Raw genomic sequence first — 19,953 nt, 5'->3', positions numbered from 1 at the left:
GGTTCCGCCCTACACCGGCTCCGCACGGCAAACGCCCTCTACCTGAGAAGCCAACCGTCCTCAATGCACCGCCGCCGCCCCACCCGCCTCCGGCGTCGTGATCTCCCCCGGCACGCCCTTGCGTGCGAACAGGGTGTACATCGTCGGCACCACGAAGATGGTCAGCAGCGTGCCGACCGACATGCCGCCCACGATCACCCAGCCGATCTGCTGGCGGCTTTCGGCGCCGGCGCCGCTGGCCAGGGCGAGCGGCAGCGCGCCCAGCACCATCGCGGCGGTGGTCATCATGATGGGGCGCAGCCGCAGTGACGCGGCCTCGGTCACCGCGGCGCGCACGTCGCGGCCCTGCTGGCGCAACTGGTTGCTGAACTCGACGATCAGGATGCCGTGCTTGGTGATCAGGCCCACCAGCGTGATCAGGCCGATCTGCGAATAGACGTTGAGCGTGCCGCCGGTCAGGCGCATCGCGCCGAGCGCGCCGACCATCGACAGCGGCACCGCCAGCAGGATCACGAACGGGTCGACGAAGCTCTCGAACTGCGCCGACAGCACCAGGAAGATGAACAGCAGCGCCAGCACGAACACCAGCCCCAGCGCGCCGCTGGACGAGCGGAACTCGCGCGACACGCCGTTCAGCTCGGTGGCGTAGCCCGGCTTCAGCACCTTGGCGGCGGTGGCGTCCATGAACTGCAGCGCCTCGCCGAGCGAGTAGTTCGGCGCGAGGTTGGCGGTCACGGCCACCGAGCGGCGCTGGTTGAAGTGGTTCAGCTCGCGCGGGCTCACCGATTCGGTCACCTTCACCAGCGAGGCCAGCGGCACCATCGCGGCGTTGCCGGCGGCGTCGGTGCGGCCGCGCACGAACATGCGGTCGATGTCCTCGGGCGTGGTGCGGCCGCGCCCCTCGGTCTGCACGATCACGTCGTACTGCTCGGCGTTGCGCTTGTAGCGCGTCACGTTGCGCCCGCCCAGCATGGTTTCGATGGTGCGCGCCACCTGCTCGACGGCGATGCCGGCGTCGGCGGCACGGTCGCGGTCGACCTGGATGAAGAGTTCGGGCTTGTTCAGCCGCAGGTCGATGTCGGGCTGCACGATGCCGGGGTTCTTCGCCATCTCGGCGAGCATGTGCTGCGCCACCTGCGCCATGTTGTCGTAGCTGTCGGAGCTGACGATCACGAAGTTGATCGGCCGCTCGCGGAAGCCCTGGCCGAGCGAGGGCGGCGTCACCGGGAAGGCGGTCACGCCGGGCAGTTGCGCGAACTTGGGCTGCAGCTCGCGCGCCAGTTCCTGCGTGCTGCGCTTGCGCTCGGTCCAGTCGAGCGTGCGCAGCACCGCGATGCCCTGCGAGACGGTCGGGTTGCCGGTGACGATGAAGATGCGGTCGAACTCGTCGTACTGCTGCGCGATGCGCTCGATCGCCTGCATGTAGCGCTGCGTGTACTCGAGCGTCGAGCCGTCGGGCGCGTTCACCGAGGTGAAGATCACGCCGCGGTCCTCGATCGGCGCCAGCTCGCTCTTGGCGCCCTTGAACAGCCACCAGCTCGCCGCGGCCGAGGCCACCATCACCAGCAGCACCAGCCAGCGGCGCAGCAGCACCCAGCGCAGCGCGCCGTCGTAGGCCCGGCCTATGGCCACCAGCACCGACTCCATCAGGCGGTCGAAGCGGTTCGGCGCCGCCTCGTGGCGCAGCAGCTTGCTGCACATCATCGGCGTCAGCGTCAGCGCGATGAAGCCCGACACCACCACCGCGCCGGCCAGCGTCAGCGCGAACTCGACGAACAGCCGCCCGGTGCGCCCCGGCGTGAAGGCCAGCGGCGCGAACACCGCGGCCAGCGTCATCGTCATCGCCATCACCGCGAAGCCGACCTCGCGCGCCCCGCGCAGCGCCGCCTGGAACGGCGTCAGCCCCTCCTCGACGTGGCGGAAGATGTTCTCCAGCACGACGATGGCGTCGTCCACCACCAGGCCGATGGCCAGCACCAGCGCGAGCAGCGTCAGCGTGTTGACGGTGAAGCCCGACAGCGCCATCAGCCCGAAGGCGCCGATCAGGCTGACCGGGATGGTGACCAGCGGGATGATGGAGGCGCGCAGCGTGCGCAGGAACACGAACACCACCAGCGCCACCAGCACCACGGCCTCGGCGATGGTGCGGTACACCGACTTGATCGAGCGGTCGATGAACACCGAGTTGTCGTTGGCCTGGCGCACGATCACGCCGGGCGGCAGGTCTTGCTGGATCCTCGGGATCACCTCGCGCACGCCGGCCGACACCTCCAGCGGGTTGGCGGTGGCCTGGCGCACCACGCCCGCCGACACCGAGGGCATGCCGTTCAGGCGCACGCTGGAGCGTTCGCTCGCGGCGGCCTGCTCGATGCGCGCCACGTCGCGCAGGCGCACCACGTAGCCGGCGGCGTTCTTCAGCGCGATCTGCGCGAACTGCTCGGGCGTGGTCAGGTCGGTGCGCGCGGTGACGCTGAACTCGCGCTGCTGGCTCTCGATGCGGCCGGCCGGCACCTCGAGGTTCTGGCGCCGCAGTGCGTCTTCCACGTCCTGCACGGTCAGGCTGAAGGCGGCGAGCTTGTCGGGGTCGACCCAGACGCGCATCGAGAACAGGCGGTCGCCGTTGATGTTCACCTCGGCCACGCCGGGCACGGTCTGCAGGCGCGGCTTGACGATGCGGTTGAGCAGGTCCGTCACCTCCAGCGGCGAGAGCGTCTCGCTGCCGAAGGCGAGCCAGACGGTGGGCGTGGCGTCGGCCTCCACCTTGGCGATCACCGGCTCGTCGATCGCGTCGGGCAGCTTGGCGCGCACGCGCGAGACGCGGTCGCGCACGTCGGCCGCGGCGGCCTCGGGGTTCTTGCTGAGCTTGAAGCGCGCGGTGATCTGGCTCTGCTCGCTGCGCGACACCGAGGTGACGATGTCGATGCCCTCGATGCCGGAGATCGAGTCCTCCAGCGGCTTGGTCACCTGCGACTCGATCACCTCGGACGAGGCGCCGGTGAGCTTGGTCGTCACGTTGACCACCGGCTCGTCGATGCGCGGGTATTCGCGCACCTGCAGGCCCTTGAACGACACCGCGCCCACCAGCACCAGCATCAGCGACAGCACGGTGGCGAACACCGGCCGGCGGATCGAGATTTCGGAGATCTTCATCGCGCCGCGCCGATCTCGACCGGGCTGACCGGCATCTTGTCGTCGCGCAGCTTGGCCTGGCCGGCGGTGACGATCAGGTCGCCCGCGGCCACGCCGTCGAGGATCTCGACGCGCCCGGGCAGGCGCATGCCCAGGCGCGCCTCGACGCGCTGCGAGACCTTGCCGGCCGGGCCGTCGACCACCTTGATCAGGTACTGCCGGCCGGCCTGCGGCACCAGCGCCTCCTCGGGCACCACCACGGCCTGCTCGCGCACCGCGAACACCGTGCGCGTGCGCGCGAACATGCCGGCCTTCAGCTCGCCCTTGGGGTTGGGCAGCCGCGCGCGCACCAGCAGCGAGCGGCCGTTGGCGTCGACCTGCGAGTCCACCGCGTCGATGCGGCCCTGGAAGCCGCGGCCCGGCAGCGCGTCGACCTGCACCTCCACCGACTGGCCGGTCTTCAGGCGCGCCAGGTAGCGCTCGGGCAGGCGGAAGTCGACCGACATCGAGGAGGCGTCCTCGATGTTGACGAGGTCGGCGCCGTCCTTCACGAAGTCGCCCAGGTTCACCAGCGCGATGCCGGCCACGCCGTCGAAGGGCGCGAGGATGCGCATGCGCTCGAGCTGCGCGCGCGACAGCGCCACCTGCGCCTCGGCCACCTCGAGCGCGGCGGCGCTCTGGTCGACCGCGCTGGCGCTGACGAAGTTCTGCGCCACCAGCTCGCGGTTGCGCTGCAAGTTGGTGCGCGCGATGCTGGCCTGCGCCTGCGACTGCTGCAACTGCGCGCGCTGCAAGGTGTCGTCGAGCTGCACCAGCAACTGGCCGCGCCTGACGCGCTGGCCGTCGGCGAAGCCGATGCGCGCGATGCGCCCCGGCACCTCGGGACGCAGCATCACGCCCTGCCGCGAGCGCAGCGAGCCGACCGACTGCGCGTCGTCCTCGATGCGCACCGTGGCGGCGCGCGCCACTTCCACGCTCACCGGCCCGCCGCCGGACGCGTCGGCCGGCGCGGCACCGCCACCGCTGGCTGCCGGCGCGGCGGCCTGCGGCGCCGCGGCAAGCGCGGCCGGCTCCTTGTGCTGAACCCACCAGGCGGCGGCGCCGGCGGCGGCGATGCCGACCACGGCGACGACGGTGTGCAATGTTTTCAAGTCGGCACTTCGGTTGTTTGTTGCGAACTGTAGCCTTGGGTCCGGAAGCGCGCCGCCGCTCAGGCAATCGAGGCGACGCCGCGGTTGGCCAGCGCGTCGGCGCGCTCGTTGCCCGGGTCGCCGGCATGGCCCTTGACCCAGCGCCACTCGACGTGATGAAGCTGGCGCAGCGCGTCGAGCCGCTGCCACAGCTCGGCGTTCTTCACCGGCTTGTTGTCGGCGGTCTTCCAGCCGCGCCGCTGCCAGCCGTGGATCCACTCGGTGATGCCCTTGCGCACGTATTCGCTGTCGGTGTGCACGATGACGTCGCAATTGCGCTTCAACGATGCCAGAGCCTCGATCACCGCGGTGAGTTCCATGCGGTTGTTGGTGGTCAGCTTCTCGCCGCCGAACAATTCCTTCTCGTGGCCGGCGCTGGCCAGCCACGCGCCCCAGCCGCCCGGGCCGGGGTTGCCCTTGCAGGCGCCGTCGGTATAGATGGTCACTTGCGGCCTCTTGATGGCCGCCTGGCTGCTCGTCATGCGGGTTCTTTCTCGCGCTCGCGGCGCTGCTTGTGCGTGGCCACCACCGCGCCGGCCTTGGCGCGCTGCGGCTGCTGGTCGCGCACCAGGCCGACGATGCGCATGCCGCGCACGCGCTTGACGGCCACCACGAAATAGGCCGCGCCGAACACCGGCCACCAGCGCTCGCCGTGGCCGTCCATCCAGGCGCAGCGCTGCAGCCAGCGCTCGGAGACCACCGGCAGCCGGTAGCAGCCGAAGCGGCCCGCCTCGACCTCGAAGCTCAGCAGTTGCAGCCAGTCGCGCAGGCGCCGGTAGCCGAGGAACTCGCCGCTGGGCGGCAGGAACAGCGGCCGGCGCCGCGCGATGCCCACGCCCAGCCGCAGCCGGCCCAGGCGCTGACGCAGGCCCCACAGGCTGGCCGGGTTGAAACCCACCACCACGACGCGGCCTTCCGGCCGCAGCACGCGCTCGACCTCGCGCAGCGTCTGGTGCGGGTCGTGCGCCAGTTCGAGCGTGTGCGGCAGCACGACGAGGTCGAGGCTGGCGCTGTCGAAGGGCAGCGCGTCGCAGTCGAGCTGCAGCGCGATCGCGGCGCGCGGCAGCGCGGCGTCGCCTTCGGCGCCCGGCTCGCTGCCGTCGATCGCCAACCAGCGGTGCGGCATGCGGTTGGCGCGCAGCGCGTCGAGCTCGGGCAGGCCGATCTGCAATGCGTGGAAGCCGAACAGGTCGGCCACGGCGAGGTCGAGATGCCGCTGTTCCCACTGGAGCAGGTAACGCCCCGCCGGGGTGGCGAGCCAGGAGGCCAAACCTATAATTCGCTCGCTGCGCGCCATGAATCCGATCGCCTTGCCCGCCTTCACCGACAACTACATCTGGATGCTGCACGACGGCACCGATGCGGTGGTCGTCGACCCAGGTGAAGCGGCGCCGGTGCTGGCGGCGCTCGACGAGCGGCAGCTGGCGCTGGCGGCGATTCTAGTGACGCATCACCACGGCGACCATGTCGGCGGCGTCGATGCGCTGCGCGATCGTTTGAAAGGTCCGGTTTACGGCCCGAAGCGCGAGCGCATCCCCGAACCCTTCGTGGCGCTGGCCGGCGGCGACAGGCTCGAACTGCTGGGCCGGCGCGTCACGGTGATCGACGTGCCGGGGCACACGGCCGGGCACATCGCCTACTTCGTCGACGGCGACGCCGACAGCACGCCGCTGCTGTTCTGCGGCGACACGCTGTTCTCTGCCGGCTGCGGCCGGCTGTTCGAGGGCACCCCCGAGCAGATGCATGCCTCGCTCGCGGCGCTGGCGGCGCTGCCCGGCACCACGCGGGTGTGCTGCGCGCACGAGTACACCTTGTCCAACCTGCGCTTCGCGCGCGCCGTCGAGCCCGGCAACGCCGCGCTGGCGCGCTACCAGGCCGATTGCGAGGCGCTGCGCGCCGCCGGCACGCCGACGCTGCCCGCGCTGCTGGCCACCGAGCGCGCGATCAACCCCTTTCTGCGCTGCGCCGAGCCCGAGGTGGTGGCCTCCGCGCGCGCCCATGGCGCCGCCGGCACGGCCGGCGCCGAAGTCTTTGCGGCGCTGCGCCGCTGGAAGAACGAATTCCGATGACGAGATTCCCGAGCGCGGCCGCGTCCGCCCTGACCTGGCTGATGCTGGCCGCGCTGGCGGGCTGCGCCAATGTGCCGACCCCGGACGCGCCGGTCGACGCGGCACCCGCCACGTCCACTGCATCCACCGCGCCGGCCACGCCGCCGACCACCCCCGCCGAGCCCGCGCCGCAGCCGCCCGCCGCAGCCGTTGCGTCGGCCGAACCCGAAGGCCCGGCCCCGACGCCGCCGGCGGTCGACCCGCTGCGCCCCGAGGTGCCGCTCGACCTGGACGACCGCTCGGCGCGCACCGACCTGTGGCAGCGCGTGCGCCAGGGTTTCGCGCTGGCCGACCTCGACGGCGATCTGGTGCGCGACCGCGAGCGCTGGTACGCCGAGCGGCCCGACTACGTGCAGCGCATGAGCGACCGCGGCGGACGCTACCTGTTCCACATCGTCGAGGAAGTCGAGAAGCGCGGCCTGCCCACCGAGCTGGCGCTGCTGCCCTTCATCGAGAGCGCCTTCAACCCGGAGGCGCTGTCCTCGGCCAAGGCCTCGGGCATCTGGCAGTTCATGCCGGCCACCGGGCGCCACTTCGAGCTGCGCCAGAACGTCTTCCGCGACGACCGCCGCGACGTGCTGGCCTCGACGCGCGCCGCGCTCGACTACCTCGAGCGGCTGCACGGCATGTTCGGCGACTGGCACCTCGCGCTGGCGGCCTACAACTGGGGCGAGGGCAACGTGCAGCGCGCCATCGCGAAGAACCGCCGCGGCGGCCTGGGCACCGACTACGAAAGCCTGCGCATGCCGGCCGAGACGCGCTGGTACGTGCCCAAGCTGCAGGCGGTGAAGAACATCGTCGCGCGGCCGGCCGACTTCGGCCTGAACCTGCCGCCGCTGGCCAACCATCCGTACTTCCTCGCGGTGGCGATCGAACGCGACATCGACGTCGCGCTGGCGGCCAGGCTCGCGCAGTTGCCGCTCGACGAGTTCCGCGCCCTCAACCCGCAGATGAACAAGCCGGTGATCCTGGCCGCCGGCACGCCGCAGGTACTGCTGCCCTACGACAACGCCAACCACTTCGTGCGCGCGCTGCCCTCGCACCGCGGCCCGCTGGCGAGCTGGACGGCCTGGGTGGCGCCCAAGACGCTCAAGCCCGCCGAGGCGGCGCGCCAGGTCGGCATGGGCGAGGACGAGCTGCGCGAGGTGAACCGGATCCCGCCGCGCATGCTGGTCAGGGCCGGCTCGACGCTGCTGGTGCCGCGCAGCCCGCAGCGCGAGGCCGACGTCTCCGAGCATCTGGCCGAGAACGCGACGATGGCGCTGACGCCCGAAGGGCCGGCGCTGCGGCGCGTGGCGCTGAAGGCCGGCAAGCGCGACAGCGTGGCCAGCGTGGCGCGGCGCTACCGCGTCAGCGCCATGCAGGTGGCGCAGTGGAACGGCGTCGGCGCCGGCGCGAGCTTCCGCCCCGGGCAGGCCATCGTCGTCTACCTGGCGAAGAAGCCGGGGGCCAGGGCCGGCACGAAGTCGACGCGCGCGGTGACGGCCAGGGACGTGGCCAAGGTCGCCGCCAAGCCGGCGCCGAAGAGCGTCAAACGGAAGGCCGCCGGCGCGCCGAAGAAGCGCGCCCGGAAATAGCGTTCGGCCGAACGCTCAGCGCCGCTCGCTCAGCGCATGGGCGATGGTGCCGAGGTCGACGTATTCCAGCTCGCTGCCGATCGGCACGCCGCGCGCCAGCCGCGTGACCTTCAGGCCGCGCGCGCGCAGCGCCTCGCCGATCACGTGCGCGGTGGCCTCGCCCTCGGCGGTGAAATTGGTCGCGACGATCACTTCCTCGGTGCGACCGTCGGCGGCGCGCTCCAGCAGCTCTGCCACGCCGATGTCGCGCGCGCCCAGGCCGTCGAGCGGGCTGATGCGCCCCATCAGCACGAAGTACAGGCCGCGGTAGCTGCCACTGCGCTCGAGCGCCGCCTGGTCGGCGGGCGTCTCGACCACGCACAGCAGCCGCACATCGCGCTGCGGGTCGGCGCAGATGGCGCACACCGCGGCTTCGGTGAAGGTGTGGCAGCGCTCGCAGTGGCGCACGTCGGCGCACGCCGCCTGCAAGGCATGGGCGAGGCGCTGCGCGCCCTCGCGGTCGTGCTGCAGCAGGTGGAAGGCCAGCCGCTGCGCCGACTTGACGCCGATGCCCGGCAGGCGGCGCAGCGCGTCGACGAGCGCGGCCAGCGAGCCTTCAGCCACGGCGCGGATCCAGGCGGCCGCCGCGGGACCGGCTTTGCCGGCCCGCCAGCGGCGCCCCCCTGGGGGGAGCGCGCGAGCGCTCCGGGGGGGGATCATCAGAAGGGGAACTTCATTCCAGGGGGCAGCGGCAGGCCGGCGGTGAGCTTGCCCATCTTCGCCTGGCTGACCTCCTCGGCGCGGCGGACCGCGTCGTTGAACGCGGCGGCCACCAGGTCTTCGAGCATGTCCTTGTCGTCGGCGAGCAGGCTGGGGTCGATGGCGACGCGCTTGACGTCGTGCTTGCAGGTCATCGTCACCTTGACCAGCCCGGCGCCGGACTGGCCCTCGACCTCGACCAACGCCAGCTCTTCCTGCGCCTTCTTCAGGTTGTCCTGCATCGCCTGGGCCTGCTTCATCAGGCCGGCCAACTGGTTCTTCATCATGGTGGATGCTCCTGCAAAATCTCTCAATACGGCTTGACGGAGCCGGGCACGATGCGCGCGGTCTTGTACTGCGCCATCAGCGCCTTGACCAGCGGGTCGTCGGCGATGATCTGCTCGGCCTCGGCCTGGGCGCGCGCGCGCGCGGCGGCTTCACGGCGCGCGGGGGAATCCTGCGCCGCGCCGGACTCGGCCTGCAAGGGCACCGCGCGGCCCAGCGTCTGCTCGATCGCGGCGCGCAGCTTGTCGACGTTGGCCGCGCCGCGCAGCGTCTCGCGCTCGACGCGCAGCACGATGCGCGCGTCGTCGAAGGCGATGCACTCGGCCTGCATCGCCAGCTCGCGCACCAGCGCGCTGACCGCGCCGGCTTCGACCAGGCGCCTGACCAGCGCGGCCCAGCGGTCGCCGAGCGGCGTGGTGGCAAGGGTCGTGACGGCCGCACGCGGGCTCGGCTCCGCAACTTCGATGGCCACGGCGGGCCTTTCGGCCGGATCGGCATCGGCAGCCTCGTCGGGCGCGTCGACCCAGGGCGGCGGCTCGGGCGAGCGCGCCGTCACGGCGCGTGCCGGTGCGGGAGTCGGTGCGGGCCGCGCCAGCGGCGGCGCCGGCACGCGCAGCGCCGCTGCCGCGGCCACGGCGGCCGGTTGCGCCGGCGCGGCGGCCGGCCGCGGCGCGGCGCGCTGCGCGCTGCCCGGGCCCGCCGGCTTGAAGGCCAGCATGCGCAGCAGCACCATCACCAGGCCGCTGTATTCGTCGGGCGCCAGCGCCAGCTCGGCGCGGCCGTGCACGACGATGCTGTATAGCAGTTGCGTCTCGTCGGGCGCCAGCGCGCCGGCCAGGCGCTCGACCTGCGCCGCGTCGGGGTCGCCCGCGTCGAGCGCGCCCGGCACCGCCTGCTGCACCGCCATCTGCTGCAGCAGCGCGGCCATCTCCTCCAGCGTGCCGGCGGCGGACAGCCCGAGCCCGCGCAACTGCTCGACCGCGCCGACCAGCGCCGCGCCGTCGCCGGCCGCCAGCGCCTCGACCAGCCGCACCGCGTGGCCGCGATCGACCGCGCCGAGCATCTGCCGCACGCCGGCCTCGGCCAGCGTGCCGGCGCCGAAGGCGATCGCCTGGTCGGTCAGCGAGAGCGCGTCACGCATCGAGCCGCGCGCGGCGCGCGCCAGCAGCCGCAGGGCGCCGGGCTCGGCGGCGATGTGCTCCTGCGCCAGCACGGCGGCCAGGTGCTCCTGCACCGTCTGCGGCGCCATCGGCCGCAGGTTGAACTGCAAACAGCGCGACAGCACCGTCGGCGGCACCTTCTGCGGGTCGGTGGTGGCCAGCACGAACTTGAGGTAGTCGGGTGGCTCCTCCAGCGTCTTGAGCATCGCGTTGAACGCGGTGTTCGAGAGCATGTGCACTTCGTCGATCATGTAGACCTTGAAGCGGCCCAGCACCGGCTTGTAGACGGCCTGGTCGAGCAGTTGCGTGATCTCCTCGACGCTGCGGTTGGAGGCCGCGTCGAGCTCGACGTAGTCGACGAAGCGGCCGGCGTCGATGTCGCGGCAGGCGTCGCAGGCGCCGCAGGGCTGCGCGGTGATGCCGCCGCGCCCGTCGGCCCCGGTGCAGTTCAGCGACTTGGCGAGGATGCGCGAGACCGTGGTCTTGCCCACGCCGCGCGTGCCGGTGAAGAGGTAGGCGTGGTGCAGCCGCTGCTGCGTCAGCGCGTTGGACAGCGCCTGCACGACGTGCTCCTGCCCGACCAACGCATCGAAGCTGCGCGGGCGGTACTTGCGGGCGAGCACCAGGTAACTCATACGGGGCATTCTACGGGCCGCCCCCGGCGGCGGCGGCCGCGGCCGGCGCGTGCGCTGGCCGATAATCGCGCCCCATGACCGACGCCGCCCGCACCGACAACGCCTCCACGCTCAGCTACGAACAGGCCGGCGTCGACTACGAGCTGATCGACCCGCTCAAGGTGGCCGCGCAGCGCGCCGCCGCCGCCACCGCCGCCAACCTCGGGCCGCACGGCTTCACGGAAGTGCCGGCCTCGCGCGGCGAATCGGCCTACGTGCTCGACGTCGGGCCGTTCTACCTGGCGAGCATCGTCGAATGCCTGGGCTCCAAGGCGCTGGTGGCCGACGAGATGAAGGCGCTGACCGGCCGCAGCTTCTACGACGCGATCGCGCAGGACACCATCGCGATGGCGATCAACGACCTGATCACCGTCGGCGCGACGCCGCTGGTGGTGCAGGCCTACTGGGCCGCCGGCGGCAGCGACTGGTTCGGCGACGCGCAGCGCGCGCAGGCGCTGGTGGCCGGCTGGAAGAAGGCCTGCGACACCTGCGGCGTGGCCTGGGGCGGCGGCGAGACGCCGGCGCTGGCCGGCATCGTCGAAGCCGGGCGCATCGACCTCGCGGCGAGCTGCACCGGCCTGGTCAACCCGAAGACGCGGCTGTCGCTGGGCGAGCGGCTCGGCGCGGGCGACGCCATCGTGCTGCTGGCCTCCAGCGGCATCCACGCCAACGGCCTGAGCCTGGCGCGCAAGCTGGTGGAGCGGCTGCCGCGGGGCTACCTGAGCGAGGTGGCGCCGGGGCTGAGCTACGGCGAGGCGCTGCTCGCACCGACCACGCTGTACTCTCCGGTGACCGAAGCGCTGGCCCGCGCCGGCATCGTGCCGCACTACTGCGCGAACATCACCGGCCACGGCTGGCGCAAGCTGCTGCGCCATCCGTCCCCCTTCACCTACCGCATCCACAGCGTGCCGCCGGTGCCGCCGGTGCTGAAGTTCATCCAGCAGCATGCGAAGCAGGACGACCACGAGGCCTACGGCACGCTCAACATGGGCGCCGGCTTCGCGCTGTTCGTCGCGGCGGACGAGGCGCAGCGCTGCGTAGCGATCGCGCGCGCGCAGGGCGTGGCGGCGCTGGTCGCCGGCCGTGTCGAGGCCGGCGCGAAGCGCCTGATCGTCGAGCCGCTGGGCATCGAGTGGGGCGACGACGCGCTGCAACTGCGCTGAGGGCCCGAGGGCGCACGGGGGCGTCGCCTACAATCGTCCGCGACGGGCCTCCCCGCATGGGAGCGCGCCCAACCGGGTCAGGTGGGGAACCAAGCAGCCCTAAGCGTTGCGACCAGTGCCGGGGGTAAGGCTCGTCACCCTTGCTGCCCTTGCGGCGCCGCCGCGCGCGGCATCGCCGCCGCCGCGGTGCCGCTCTGCAAGGCCGCGCGCGCGCCCTGCAAGGCCTCCTGCACCTCGCGCGGGCTCAGTTCCAGCACACGCGCGTAACGCTGCGCCACCTGCTGGACCGCCGCGCCGATCTGCGCCGACGGCAGCCGCGTCATCGCGTCCACCGCCTCGTTGGCCGCGCTGGCGGCGGCGCGCAGCATGTCGGCGTCGTCGTCGGGCTGGTGCACCGGCCGGTCGGCCGCGATGCGGCGGATCATGTGCTGCACCTCGTCGCCCAGGCCCCAGTGGCGCGCCACCGCCGCGCCCAGCGATTCGATGTCCACGCCGAGCACGGCGTACGAGGCCGCCGCTTCGCTCAGGCCGGGTTGGCCGCGCTCGTCCGGCTGCGCCGCCGGCAGCGGCTGCATCAACTGGCGGATCTGCTCGGCCTCGTCGGGAAAGTGGTACTGCACCAGCAGGCGGCCGAGGTTCTGCATCAACGCGACGAGGAACACCACCTCGGCGTCGTAGCCCGGCGGGCGCAGCGCCTGCGCGGCGTGGCCGGCCAGGCGCGCCACGTTGACCAGCCGCGCCATCGCCGCGGCCGCCGCCTCGTTCATCGGGCCCGGCCACTGGCGCAGGCCGTTGGCGGCGCCGCGCACGCCGTCGACGCCGAGCAGCGTGATGGCGCGGCGCAGCGTCAGCACCGCGCCGCCGCCGGCCATCTGCGTGCCGCGCACCTGCGCCGAGTTGGCCAGGCGCAGCAACTCGAAGGCGAGCGCGACGTCCTGCAGCAGCAGTTCGGCCATCTCGTCGGTGCGCTGCGTGTCGGTGGCCGACAGCCGGGCGACGCGCCGCGCGATGCCCGGCAGCGCGGGCAGGTGGCCGACCGTGCTCAGCCGGTCGATCAGCAGCGCGATCGGGTCGCCCTGCCCGCGTTCCTCGACCTCGCGCCAGCCCTCCAGCGCGCGCAGCAGCGTGCGCGCGTTCAGGTAGCGCTGGCGCTCCTGCGAGGCAGTGCAGCGGTTGGCGATGGCGCGCAGGCCCTCGGGCACCGGCTGCGGCGTGGTCCAGGGCAGGCGCACCAGGTCGCGGCCGCGCGGCGCGAGGCGCGCGATCACCGCGGCGATGTCGGGCTCGTCGAGCACCGGCGCGCCAGCCAGCATCTGGTGCAGCAGCACGCCGGCGGCGAGCACGTCGCGCTCGGCGTCGCGCCGCACGCGCAGCGCGTCGTCATCGTCGCCGGCCGCGGCCTGCGCCGGCTCGACGGCGCCGAAGCCCGCCAGCCGCAACTGGCCTTGCGCGCCGACCAGCACGTGGTGCATCTGCAGGTCGCGGTGCACGATGCCGGCCTCGTGCGCGAAGGCCAGGCCCTGCAAGGCCTGGCACAGCAGGCCGGCGACCTCCAGCGGCGCGGGCGACGGCTGCTGGCGCGCCAGCCATTCGGCCAGCGTGAGGCCGAGCGCGCGATCCACCGCGAGGTAGGGCCAGTGGTCCTGCACGCCGGCCTCGATCACGTGGGCGAGGTTCGGATGGTTCAGCCGCGCCGCCTGCCGCATCTCGCGCAGGCGCAGTTCGAGCGCGGCGGCGTCGCCCGGCTGCGCGCGCGGCAGCGTCAGCATCACCTCCTGGCCGAGCCGCGGGTCGAAGGCCAGCCAGCTCATCGAGCCGGCGCTCTTGCCCAGCAACTGGCGCAGCTCGTAGCGGCCGAAGGCGCGCGGCGGGCTGGCGCGGGCGGGCGAGGCAGGCGGGGCGGACGTGGCGGAAGCGGCCATCGGCGGTGGCGGTGGGTCTTGCGCCGATTGGACGCGAATCCCGGCCGGTCGGAAGCGCCGATCAGCGGCAGGAATTCCCGCCAATCGCGGCTTCGCGCCGCTCAGGCCGACTCGATGAAACGGCCGTCGCCGGCGATGAGGGCGCTGCGCACCCGCGCGCCGGGCTGGGCACGCTGCACCGCCGCGCGGTAGGCGGCCAGTTGCGCGTGGTAGGCCGGCAGCGCCTCGGGCCGGTGGTGGAGCTTGTAGTCCAGCACCCACCAGGTGTCGACACCGTCCTCGTCCAGCCGCACCAGGCGGTCGATGCGCAGCACGGCGCCGTCCAGGCTCACCGGCACCTCGTTGGCGGCCCAGCGCAGCGCGGCGGCGTCGAAGAAGCGCGCGCTGGCCGGGTTGGCGAGGATGCGCCCGGCGATGCGCGCCACCTCCCCGGCCGGCGCGCCGAACTCGGCGGCGGCGCCGGCCGCCAGCGCCGCCAGCTCGCCGCCCGCGCCGGTGTGCCACTCCAGCACGCGGTGCACCGCGCTGCCCAGGCGCGCGGCCGGGCTGTCGTCGCGTTCGGGCGGCGCCGGCGGCGCGGCCGGCGCGGCGCTCCAGCGCGGCAGCCCGATCACCTGCGGCGCCGGCTCGGGCCGCGCCGCGACGCCGCCGTCGCCCGGCCGCGGCCAGGGCACGGCCAGCGGCTCGATGCGCTGCCACCAGCTCCCGGCGCTGGCGCCGTGCGGCGCGGTGGCGCTGAACACCAGCGTGCGGCGCGCGCGTGTCATCGCCACGTACAGGCCGTTGAGCTCCTCGCGTTCGCGCGCGCGCCGCTCCTCGGCCATCGCATCGGCCAGCGCGGGCGGCACCTCGCTTTCCTTGTAGATGAAAGCGCAGCGGCGCGGCGCGCTGGCCTGCACCGGCCAGTCGACCAGCAGCGTGGCGGTCTCGGCGCGGCTCGGCTCGGGCTGCGCGTCCATCACGAACACCACGTCGGCCTCCAGCCCCTTGGCGCCGTGCACCGTCAGCAGCCGCACCGCGCCGCCCAGGTCGGGCGCCGGCACGGTGATCGTGCGGCGCCGCAGCGCGCGCACGAAGGCGTAAGGCGTCGCGTAGCGCCCGCCGTCGAGCGCCAGCGACTGCGCCAGCACCGCGTCGACGGTGGCCAGCGCCACGGCGCGGCGCGCCGCGGGAACGCGTGCGGCCAGGCGCTCGCGCAGCTCGCCCTCGGCGACGATGCGGTCGAGCAGGTCGTGCGGCGGCAGGCGGCGCGAGGCCTGCTGCCAGGCGGCGAGCAGGCGGCGCGCGCGCGCCAGCGCGGCGCCCGCATCGGTGTCGGCCACCAGCGCGGCCCACCAGTCGCCGGCGTGCCCGGCCTCGGCGCGGCGCGCCAGCGCGAGCAGCTCGGCGTCGGAGGCATCGAACAGCGGGCAGCGCAGCGCGCGCGCCAGCGACAGGCGGTGCTGCGGCGAGACCAGCGCGTCGAGCACGGCCACCAGGTCCTGCGCCTCGGCGGCTTCGATCAGCGTCGCGTCGTCGACGGCGACGCAGGGCACGTGGCGCCGCTGCAGCGCCTCGGCGAGCAGCCGCAGCGGCGCGCGCTTGCGCGCCATCACCATCAACTGGCGCGGCGCGAGGCCGGCGTCGAGCTGCCGCACGATGGCCTCGGCCACCAGGCGGGCCTCGGCCTCGCGGCGCTGCGCCTCGGGTTCGCGGCGCGGCTGGGTCAGGCTGTCGCGCCAGGCCTGCGGCGCGTCGGCCGCATCGCCCTCACCGTCTTCCTGTGCAACCGGGCGCGGCACGCGCGGCAGCGCGAACAGCGCCGGCGCGTCGTCGGCGCCGGCCTCGGTGGTGTGGGCGCGGAAGCTGTCGAACGCGCCCTGCGCCTGCGCCGCCTCGAACACCGCGTTGAGCGCGGCCAGCACGCCCGGCGCGTTGCGGCGCGTGTGATCGCATTCGAGCACGCAGCCACCCAGCGCCTGGCCGACGAACTCGCGCACCGCGCCGAACACGCGCGGCTCGGCGCGGCGGAAGCGGTAGATGCTCTGCTTGGGGTCGCCGACGACGAACAGCGCGGGCGCGTTCTGCCCGCTGGCGCCGCCGCCGGCGCCCGCATATGCCCCCAGCCAGGCGTGCAGCGCATGCCATTGCAGCGGGCTGGTGTCCTGGAACTCGTCGATCAGCACGTGGCGGATGCGCGCGTCGAGCCGCTCCTGCACCCAGCCCGACAGCGCGGCGTCGCGCAACAGCGCCAGCGCGCCGTGCTCCAGGTCGTTCATGTCGAGCAGGCCGCGCTCGCGCTTGTAGCCGGCGTACTCGGTGAGCAGCACGCGCGCCAGCCGCACCAGGCGCGCGTGTTCGAGGTGGCTGTCGTGCTGGTGCTGGCGCGCGGCGATCGCTTCGAGCGCGCGCGTGGTTTCGTCCAGGCCGGCGATGCCGGCCAGCTTGCGCGGCGTGCCGCTCTTGGTGAACAGGGCCGACCACAGCGCGGCGAAACGCGCTTCGGCGCCGGCCAGTTCGAGCGCTTGCTGCACGCCGGCGCCGGCGTCGCGGCAGGTCTTCTTGTCGCTGGCGGCGAGCCGCGCCGCGAGGCCGAGCAGGTCGTCGCGCCACGCGGCGCCGCCGACCTCCTCGATCGGCGCCGGCGCGCCTGCGGGCACCGCCGGCGGCACGCTGTCGTCCAGCACGCCGGCACGATCGGCCAGCGCCAGCTCGACGCGCCGCTCCAGCACCACGCCGAACCACTTGTCGGCCTGGTGGCGGCCGCGTGTGCGCAGCAGCGCGGCATGGTCTTCGCGCCGCGCCGCGTCGCGCAGCAGCGCGGCGTGGAAGCGCCGCATCACCTCGCCGCGGTGGTCGGCGATGTCCAGCAGCAGTTCTCCGGCGGGGTCGAGGCCGATCTCGGCCAGCAGTTCGTAGGGCGCGGCGCGCAGCAACTGCGCGAACCAGGCGTGGAAGGTGCGCACCTCGACGGCGCGGCCGCTGTCGAGCACGCGGCGCTGCAATCCGGCCAGCGCATCGGCCCAGGCCGGCGCCTCGGCCGGCGGCACGCCGCGCGCGACCAGCTCGGCGATGCGCCGCGCCTCGCTGGTGGCCGGCGCGGCGAACGCCTGCAGCCACTCGGCCAGGCGCTCGCGCATCTCGCCGGCGGCCTTCTTCGTGAAGGTGATCGCCAGGATCTCCTGCGGCTGCGCGCCGGCCAGCAGCGCGCGCACGATGCGCGACACCAGCATCCAGGTCTTGCCCGCGCCGGCGCAGGCCTCGACGACGACGCTGCGGCGCGGGTCGCAGGCCAGCGCGTAGAAGGCCTCGCGCGAGACCGGCCGGCCGTCGGCACGGTAGGCGGGTGTGGGGCTCATGCCTCGCCTCCGTCGGGCCAGTGGTCGCGCCGGCACAGGCCGCGCGCTTCGCAGGTCTCGCACAGCCCGGCTTCGCCCAGCGCCGGCAGCGGCGCGCCGGCACGCAGCCGTGCGAACTCGGCGCCCAGTTCGCGCACCAGCACCTCGGCGCTGTGCTGCACCTGCGGGTGCACGATGGGCTTGATGGCCTCGGGCTGGTCCAGCGGCAGGTAGCAGGCGCGCAGCGGCACGTCGGCCTCGGGCGCGAGCAGCGCCGCGTAGACGGCGAGCTGCGTGTCTTCCAGCGGCTGCGCCACCTTGCCGCGCAGGCGCTGGGCCGACGAGGTCTTGTAGTCGATCAGCTCCAGCGCCGCGCCCTGCGCCACGCGGTCGATGCGGTCGATGCGCCCTTCCAGCTCGATGCCGCCGAAGGCCTCGGGGCGCAGCCGGCACGCGCGCTCGCCGTCCTGCCAGAGCGCGCCCTCGGCATCGCGCGCGTGCAGCCAGGCGAGGTAGGCCGGCACGAAGCGCTCGAAGCTGGCCGCGAAGGGCAGGAACTCGTCGTCGGCCAGGCCCATCTCGGCCTGCTGTTGCGCGGCCAGGGCGCGCAGGCGTTCGGCGTCGTGCTCGACCGAAGCACCTGCGCCGCGCTCGCGGTGGAAGGCCAGCAGCACGCCGTGCAGCCAGGTGCCGTAGTCGCGCTTTTCCAGCGCGGCTTCCAGTTCGTCGTCTTCGCGCAGGCCGAGCACGTGGCGGGCGAAGAAGCGGTAGGGGCAGTCGCGCAGCGCCTCGACGGCGCTGGCGGACAGACGCGCCGGCAGCGCCTGCGCGGCCACCGGCAGCGGACGCGCCAGCGGCTCGGCGGCCAGCGGCGTCGCGACGCGCGGGTCGTGCCACGCGGCGAACGAACGGCCTTGCGCGGCGAGATCGAGCGCGAGGCGCTGCAGCAGCGGGCTGTCGGCCAGCGTCTCGCCGCTCGCGTCGGCATGGCGGCGCAGCAGCGTCACGCGCGGCAGCGCCAGCGCATGCGCGAAGGCCAGCGATTCGCGCTCGCGGCGCTGGGCGCGGTCGGGCAGGCCGAGCGCCGCGAGTTCGGCGTCGGACAGCAAGGGATGCGTGGCCGGCGGCGCGCCGAGGTGGCGATCGTCGGCGCCGGGGCACACCAGCGCGGCGAAGGGACGCAGCATCACCTGCGCCAGCGGCGTGATGACCACCTTCACCGCCTCGGCCGGCGGCGCGGCGGGCTTGAAGGTCTGCGCCTCGAACGCCGCATCGACCCAGGCGGCGAAGCCGTCCAGGCCGAGGCGCGCCGCGCCGGTCGCCTCACGCCAGGCGGCCGGGCCTTCGGCGTCGAGCCGCAGCGCGCGCAGCACCGCGCGGCCGGCCTCGTCGGCCGCCAGCCAGGCCCAGCCGCCGCTGGCCTGCAAGGCGGCGCGCAGCGCCTCCAGCCACTCGGCGACCGGGCGGCGCGGCGCGCGCAGCGGGGCCAGCACGGCATCGAGCGGCGCGACCAAGTCCGGCGCGACATAGTCCGGCAGCGCGCCGAGGCGCTCGACACGCGCCACGCCGAGGCGCCGGCAGGCGCGCTCCAGCGCACGCACGCGCGCGTCGAACTCGGGCACGCCGGGCCACTCGGGCAGCGCCTTGAGCCAGTCGAACAGCGCATCGGTGCCGGCGCGCGGCGCGGCGCTGCGCAGCAGGCTCATCACCAGCGCGGCGGCGCGCGTGGTCGACAGCGTCCAGCCGGTCTCGTCGGCCAGCGGCACGTTCTGGCGCTCCAGCAGCGCGCGCACGCGCCGCACGAGCTGCCGGTCTAGCCCGACCAGCGCCACCGGCGCCTCGCCGCGCTCCAGATGCGCCAGCACCTGCGCCGCGGCGCACTGCGCTTCGTGCTCGACGTCGTCGCAGCGCGCCAGCGCCGGCGGCTCGCGCGGCACCGCCGGCAGGCCGGCATCGGCATCGACGACGAGGCAAGGCACGGCGGCAGCGGCATCGAGCAGCGCCTGCGCCAGCCGGTCCGGCCCGCCGGCCCGCAGCACGATCCACGCCGACGGGCGCAGCGCGAACAGGCGGTCGGTGTCGGCCTCATTGGCCAGCGCCGCCCATTCGAGCGCGATGCGCGCCAGCCAGCGCTGCTGGGTGCCCGGGCCGGTGGTCGGCGCGAGCCGCTCGCGCGCCTGGGCCCACCAGGCCTCGCGCTGCCGTGGCGCGCATTGGTGCGCGGCGCGCGCGAAGGCGTGCGCGGTCTCGACCAGCGCATCGACCGCGTGGTCGAAGCGGCGCGGGTCGCTGCGGGCCAGCGCCTGCCCGATGGCCTGCGCGCGCAGCAGCCGCGCGGCGACGAGCCGGTCGGCGGCGGCGTCGAAGCTCGGCTGCTGCGGCGCGGCCGGCGGCGCCGGCCCGAGCGAGGCGGCCAGCGTGCGCGGCGTCTCGATGCGCGCCGGCCAGCCGCCGCGGCGCGCGAAGGCGGCGCGCGCCGGCGCCAGCAGCTCTCCGAAGGGCAGCAGCACCAGCGCGTCGCGCAGCGCGATGCCCTCGCCTTCGGCCCAGGCCGCGACCCGCGCGGCGAACGCCTCCCACGCAGATTCGCCGGCGGCGTTCAAGGAGATTCGCGCTATCGCGACCATAGGGGGAACGGGGTGGTCCAGTCGGGTGCCGCAGGGGGGCTTTGTGTCAGAATCATTGTGCCT

General features: G+C 74.1%; 13 protein-coding genes and 1 other RNA gene. 4 read left to right on the top strand and 10 right to left on the bottom strand.

The window, feature by feature from the left end; all coding sequences use genetic code 11:
* Positions 1-60: 60 nt before the first annotated feature.
* From QM792_RS10395 to QM792_RS10380, 4 genes are read right to left on the bottom strand one after another with little or no spacing between them, the layout of a single operon-like run.
* Positions 61-3,150, bottom strand: a complete 3,090-nt coding sequence (locus QM792_RS10395) for an efflux RND transporter permease subunit (RefSeq protein WP_415149744.1) — start codon at positions 3,148-3,150, stop codon at positions 61-63.
* A complete protein-coding gene (locus QM792_RS10390) occupies positions 3,147-4,280 on the bottom strand; it encodes an efflux RND transporter periplasmic adaptor subunit (protein ID WP_415149743.1) in 1,134 nt (377 codons plus the stop codon). The genes QM792_RS10395 and QM792_RS10390 overlap by 4 nt, the downstream gene beginning before the upstream one ends.
* Before the next feature lie 59 nt (positions 4,281-4,339).
* Entirely contained in the window at positions 4,340-4,801 is a 462-nt protein-coding gene (rnhA, locus tag QM792_RS10385) for a ribonuclease HI (protein WP_415149741.1), read from the bottom strand.
* Positions 4,798-5,589, bottom strand: coding sequence for a class I SAM-dependent methyltransferase (locus tag QM792_RS10380; protein WP_415149739.1), 792 nt, complete (start codon positions 5,587-5,589; stop codon positions 4,798-4,800). Before QM792_RS10380 ends, rnhA begins: the two co-directional genes overlap by 4 nt.
* Before the next feature lie 25 nt (positions 5,590-5,614).
* Here QM792_RS10380 and gloB point away from each other — a divergent pair, with 25 nt between their 5' ends.
* Positions 5,615-6,388: a hydroxyacylglutathione hydrolase gene (gene gloB / locus QM792_RS10375; protein WP_415149738.1), complete on the top strand. Its 774-nt coding sequence runs from the start codon at positions 5,615-5,617 to the stop codon at positions 6,386-6,388.
* Entirely contained in the window at positions 6,385-8,004 is a 1,620-nt protein-coding gene (locus QM792_RS10370; protein WP_415149736.1) for a transglycosylase SLT domain-containing protein, read from the top strand. The genes gloB and QM792_RS10370 overlap by 4 nt, the downstream gene beginning before the upstream one ends.
* A gap of 15 nt (positions 8,005-8,019) precedes the next feature.
* On the opposite strand, the gene recR is transcribed toward QM792_RS10370, so the two are convergent.
* The 3 genes from recR to dnaX all read right to left on the bottom strand — a co-directional run bounded on the left by recR (position 8,020) and on the right by dnaX (position 10,822).
* Positions 8,020-8,607 carry a recombination mediator RecR gene (gene recR, locus QM792_RS10365; protein WP_415149735.1) on the bottom strand — a complete coding sequence of 196 codons (588 nt, stop codon included), beginning with the start codon at positions 8,605-8,607 and terminating at the stop codon, positions 8,020-8,022.
* Positions 8,608-8,702: 95 nt separating this feature from the next.
* Positions 8,703-9,029 (bottom strand): YbaB/EbfC family nucleoid-associated protein, encoded by a 327-nt coding sequence (locus QM792_RS10360; RefSeq protein WP_415149734.1) that lies wholly within the window; start codon positions 9,027-9,029, stop codon positions 8,703-8,705.
* 23 nt (positions 9,030-9,052) lie between these two features.
* On the bottom strand, positions 9,053-10,822 hold the full coding sequence (gene dnaX / locus QM792_RS10355; RefSeq protein ID WP_415149732.1) for a DNA polymerase III subunit gamma/tau: 1,770 nt from the start codon (positions 10,820-10,822) through the stop codon (positions 9,053-9,055).
* Positions 10,823-10,896: 74 nt separating this feature from the next.
* Here dnaX and QM792_RS10350 point away from each other — a divergent pair, with 74 nt between their 5' ends.
* Entirely contained in the window at positions 10,897-12,024 is a 1,128-nt protein-coding gene (locus QM792_RS10350) for an AIR synthase-related protein (RefSeq protein WP_415149730.1), read from the top strand.
* 41 nt (positions 12,025-12,065) lie between these two features.
* An RNA gene (ffs, locus tag QM792_RS10345) (signal recognition particle sRNA small type) lies at positions 12,066-12,163 on the top strand.
* Here ffs and QM792_RS10340 read toward each other — a convergent pair.
* The 3 genes from QM792_RS10340 to QM792_RS10330 form a co-directional block, all read right to left on the bottom strand.
* Positions 12,159-13,946, bottom strand: a complete 1,788-nt coding sequence (locus tag QM792_RS10340) for an HDOD domain-containing protein (RefSeq protein ID WP_415149729.1) — start codon at positions 13,944-13,946, stop codon at positions 12,159-12,161. The two genes, ffs and QM792_RS10340, sit on opposite strands and share 5 nt — an antisense overlap.
* Before the next feature lie 101 nt (positions 13,947-14,047).
* On the bottom strand, positions 14,048-17,284 hold the full coding sequence (locus tag QM792_RS10335) for a UvrD-helicase domain-containing protein (protein WP_415149727.1): 3,237 nt from the start codon (positions 17,282-17,284) through the stop codon (positions 14,048-14,050).
* Positions 17,281-19,866, bottom strand: coding sequence for a PD-(D/E)XK nuclease family protein (locus tag QM792_RS10330; RefSeq protein ID WP_415149725.1), 2,586 nt, complete (start codon positions 19,864-19,866; stop codon positions 17,281-17,283). Before QM792_RS10330 ends, QM792_RS10335 begins: the two co-directional genes overlap by 4 nt.
* Between the last annotated feature and the right edge of the window lie 87 nt (positions 19,867-19,953).

Origin of the sequence: Piscinibacter sp. (assembly GCF_047600445.1) — a bacterium.
Classification (GTDB): domain Bacteria; phylum Pseudomonadota; class Gammaproteobacteria; order Burkholderiales; family Burkholderiaceae_C; genus Piscinibacter.
The sequence above is the reverse complement of the archived record's forward strand: the minus strand, read 5'-3'. Positions and strand labels throughout refer to the sequence as shown.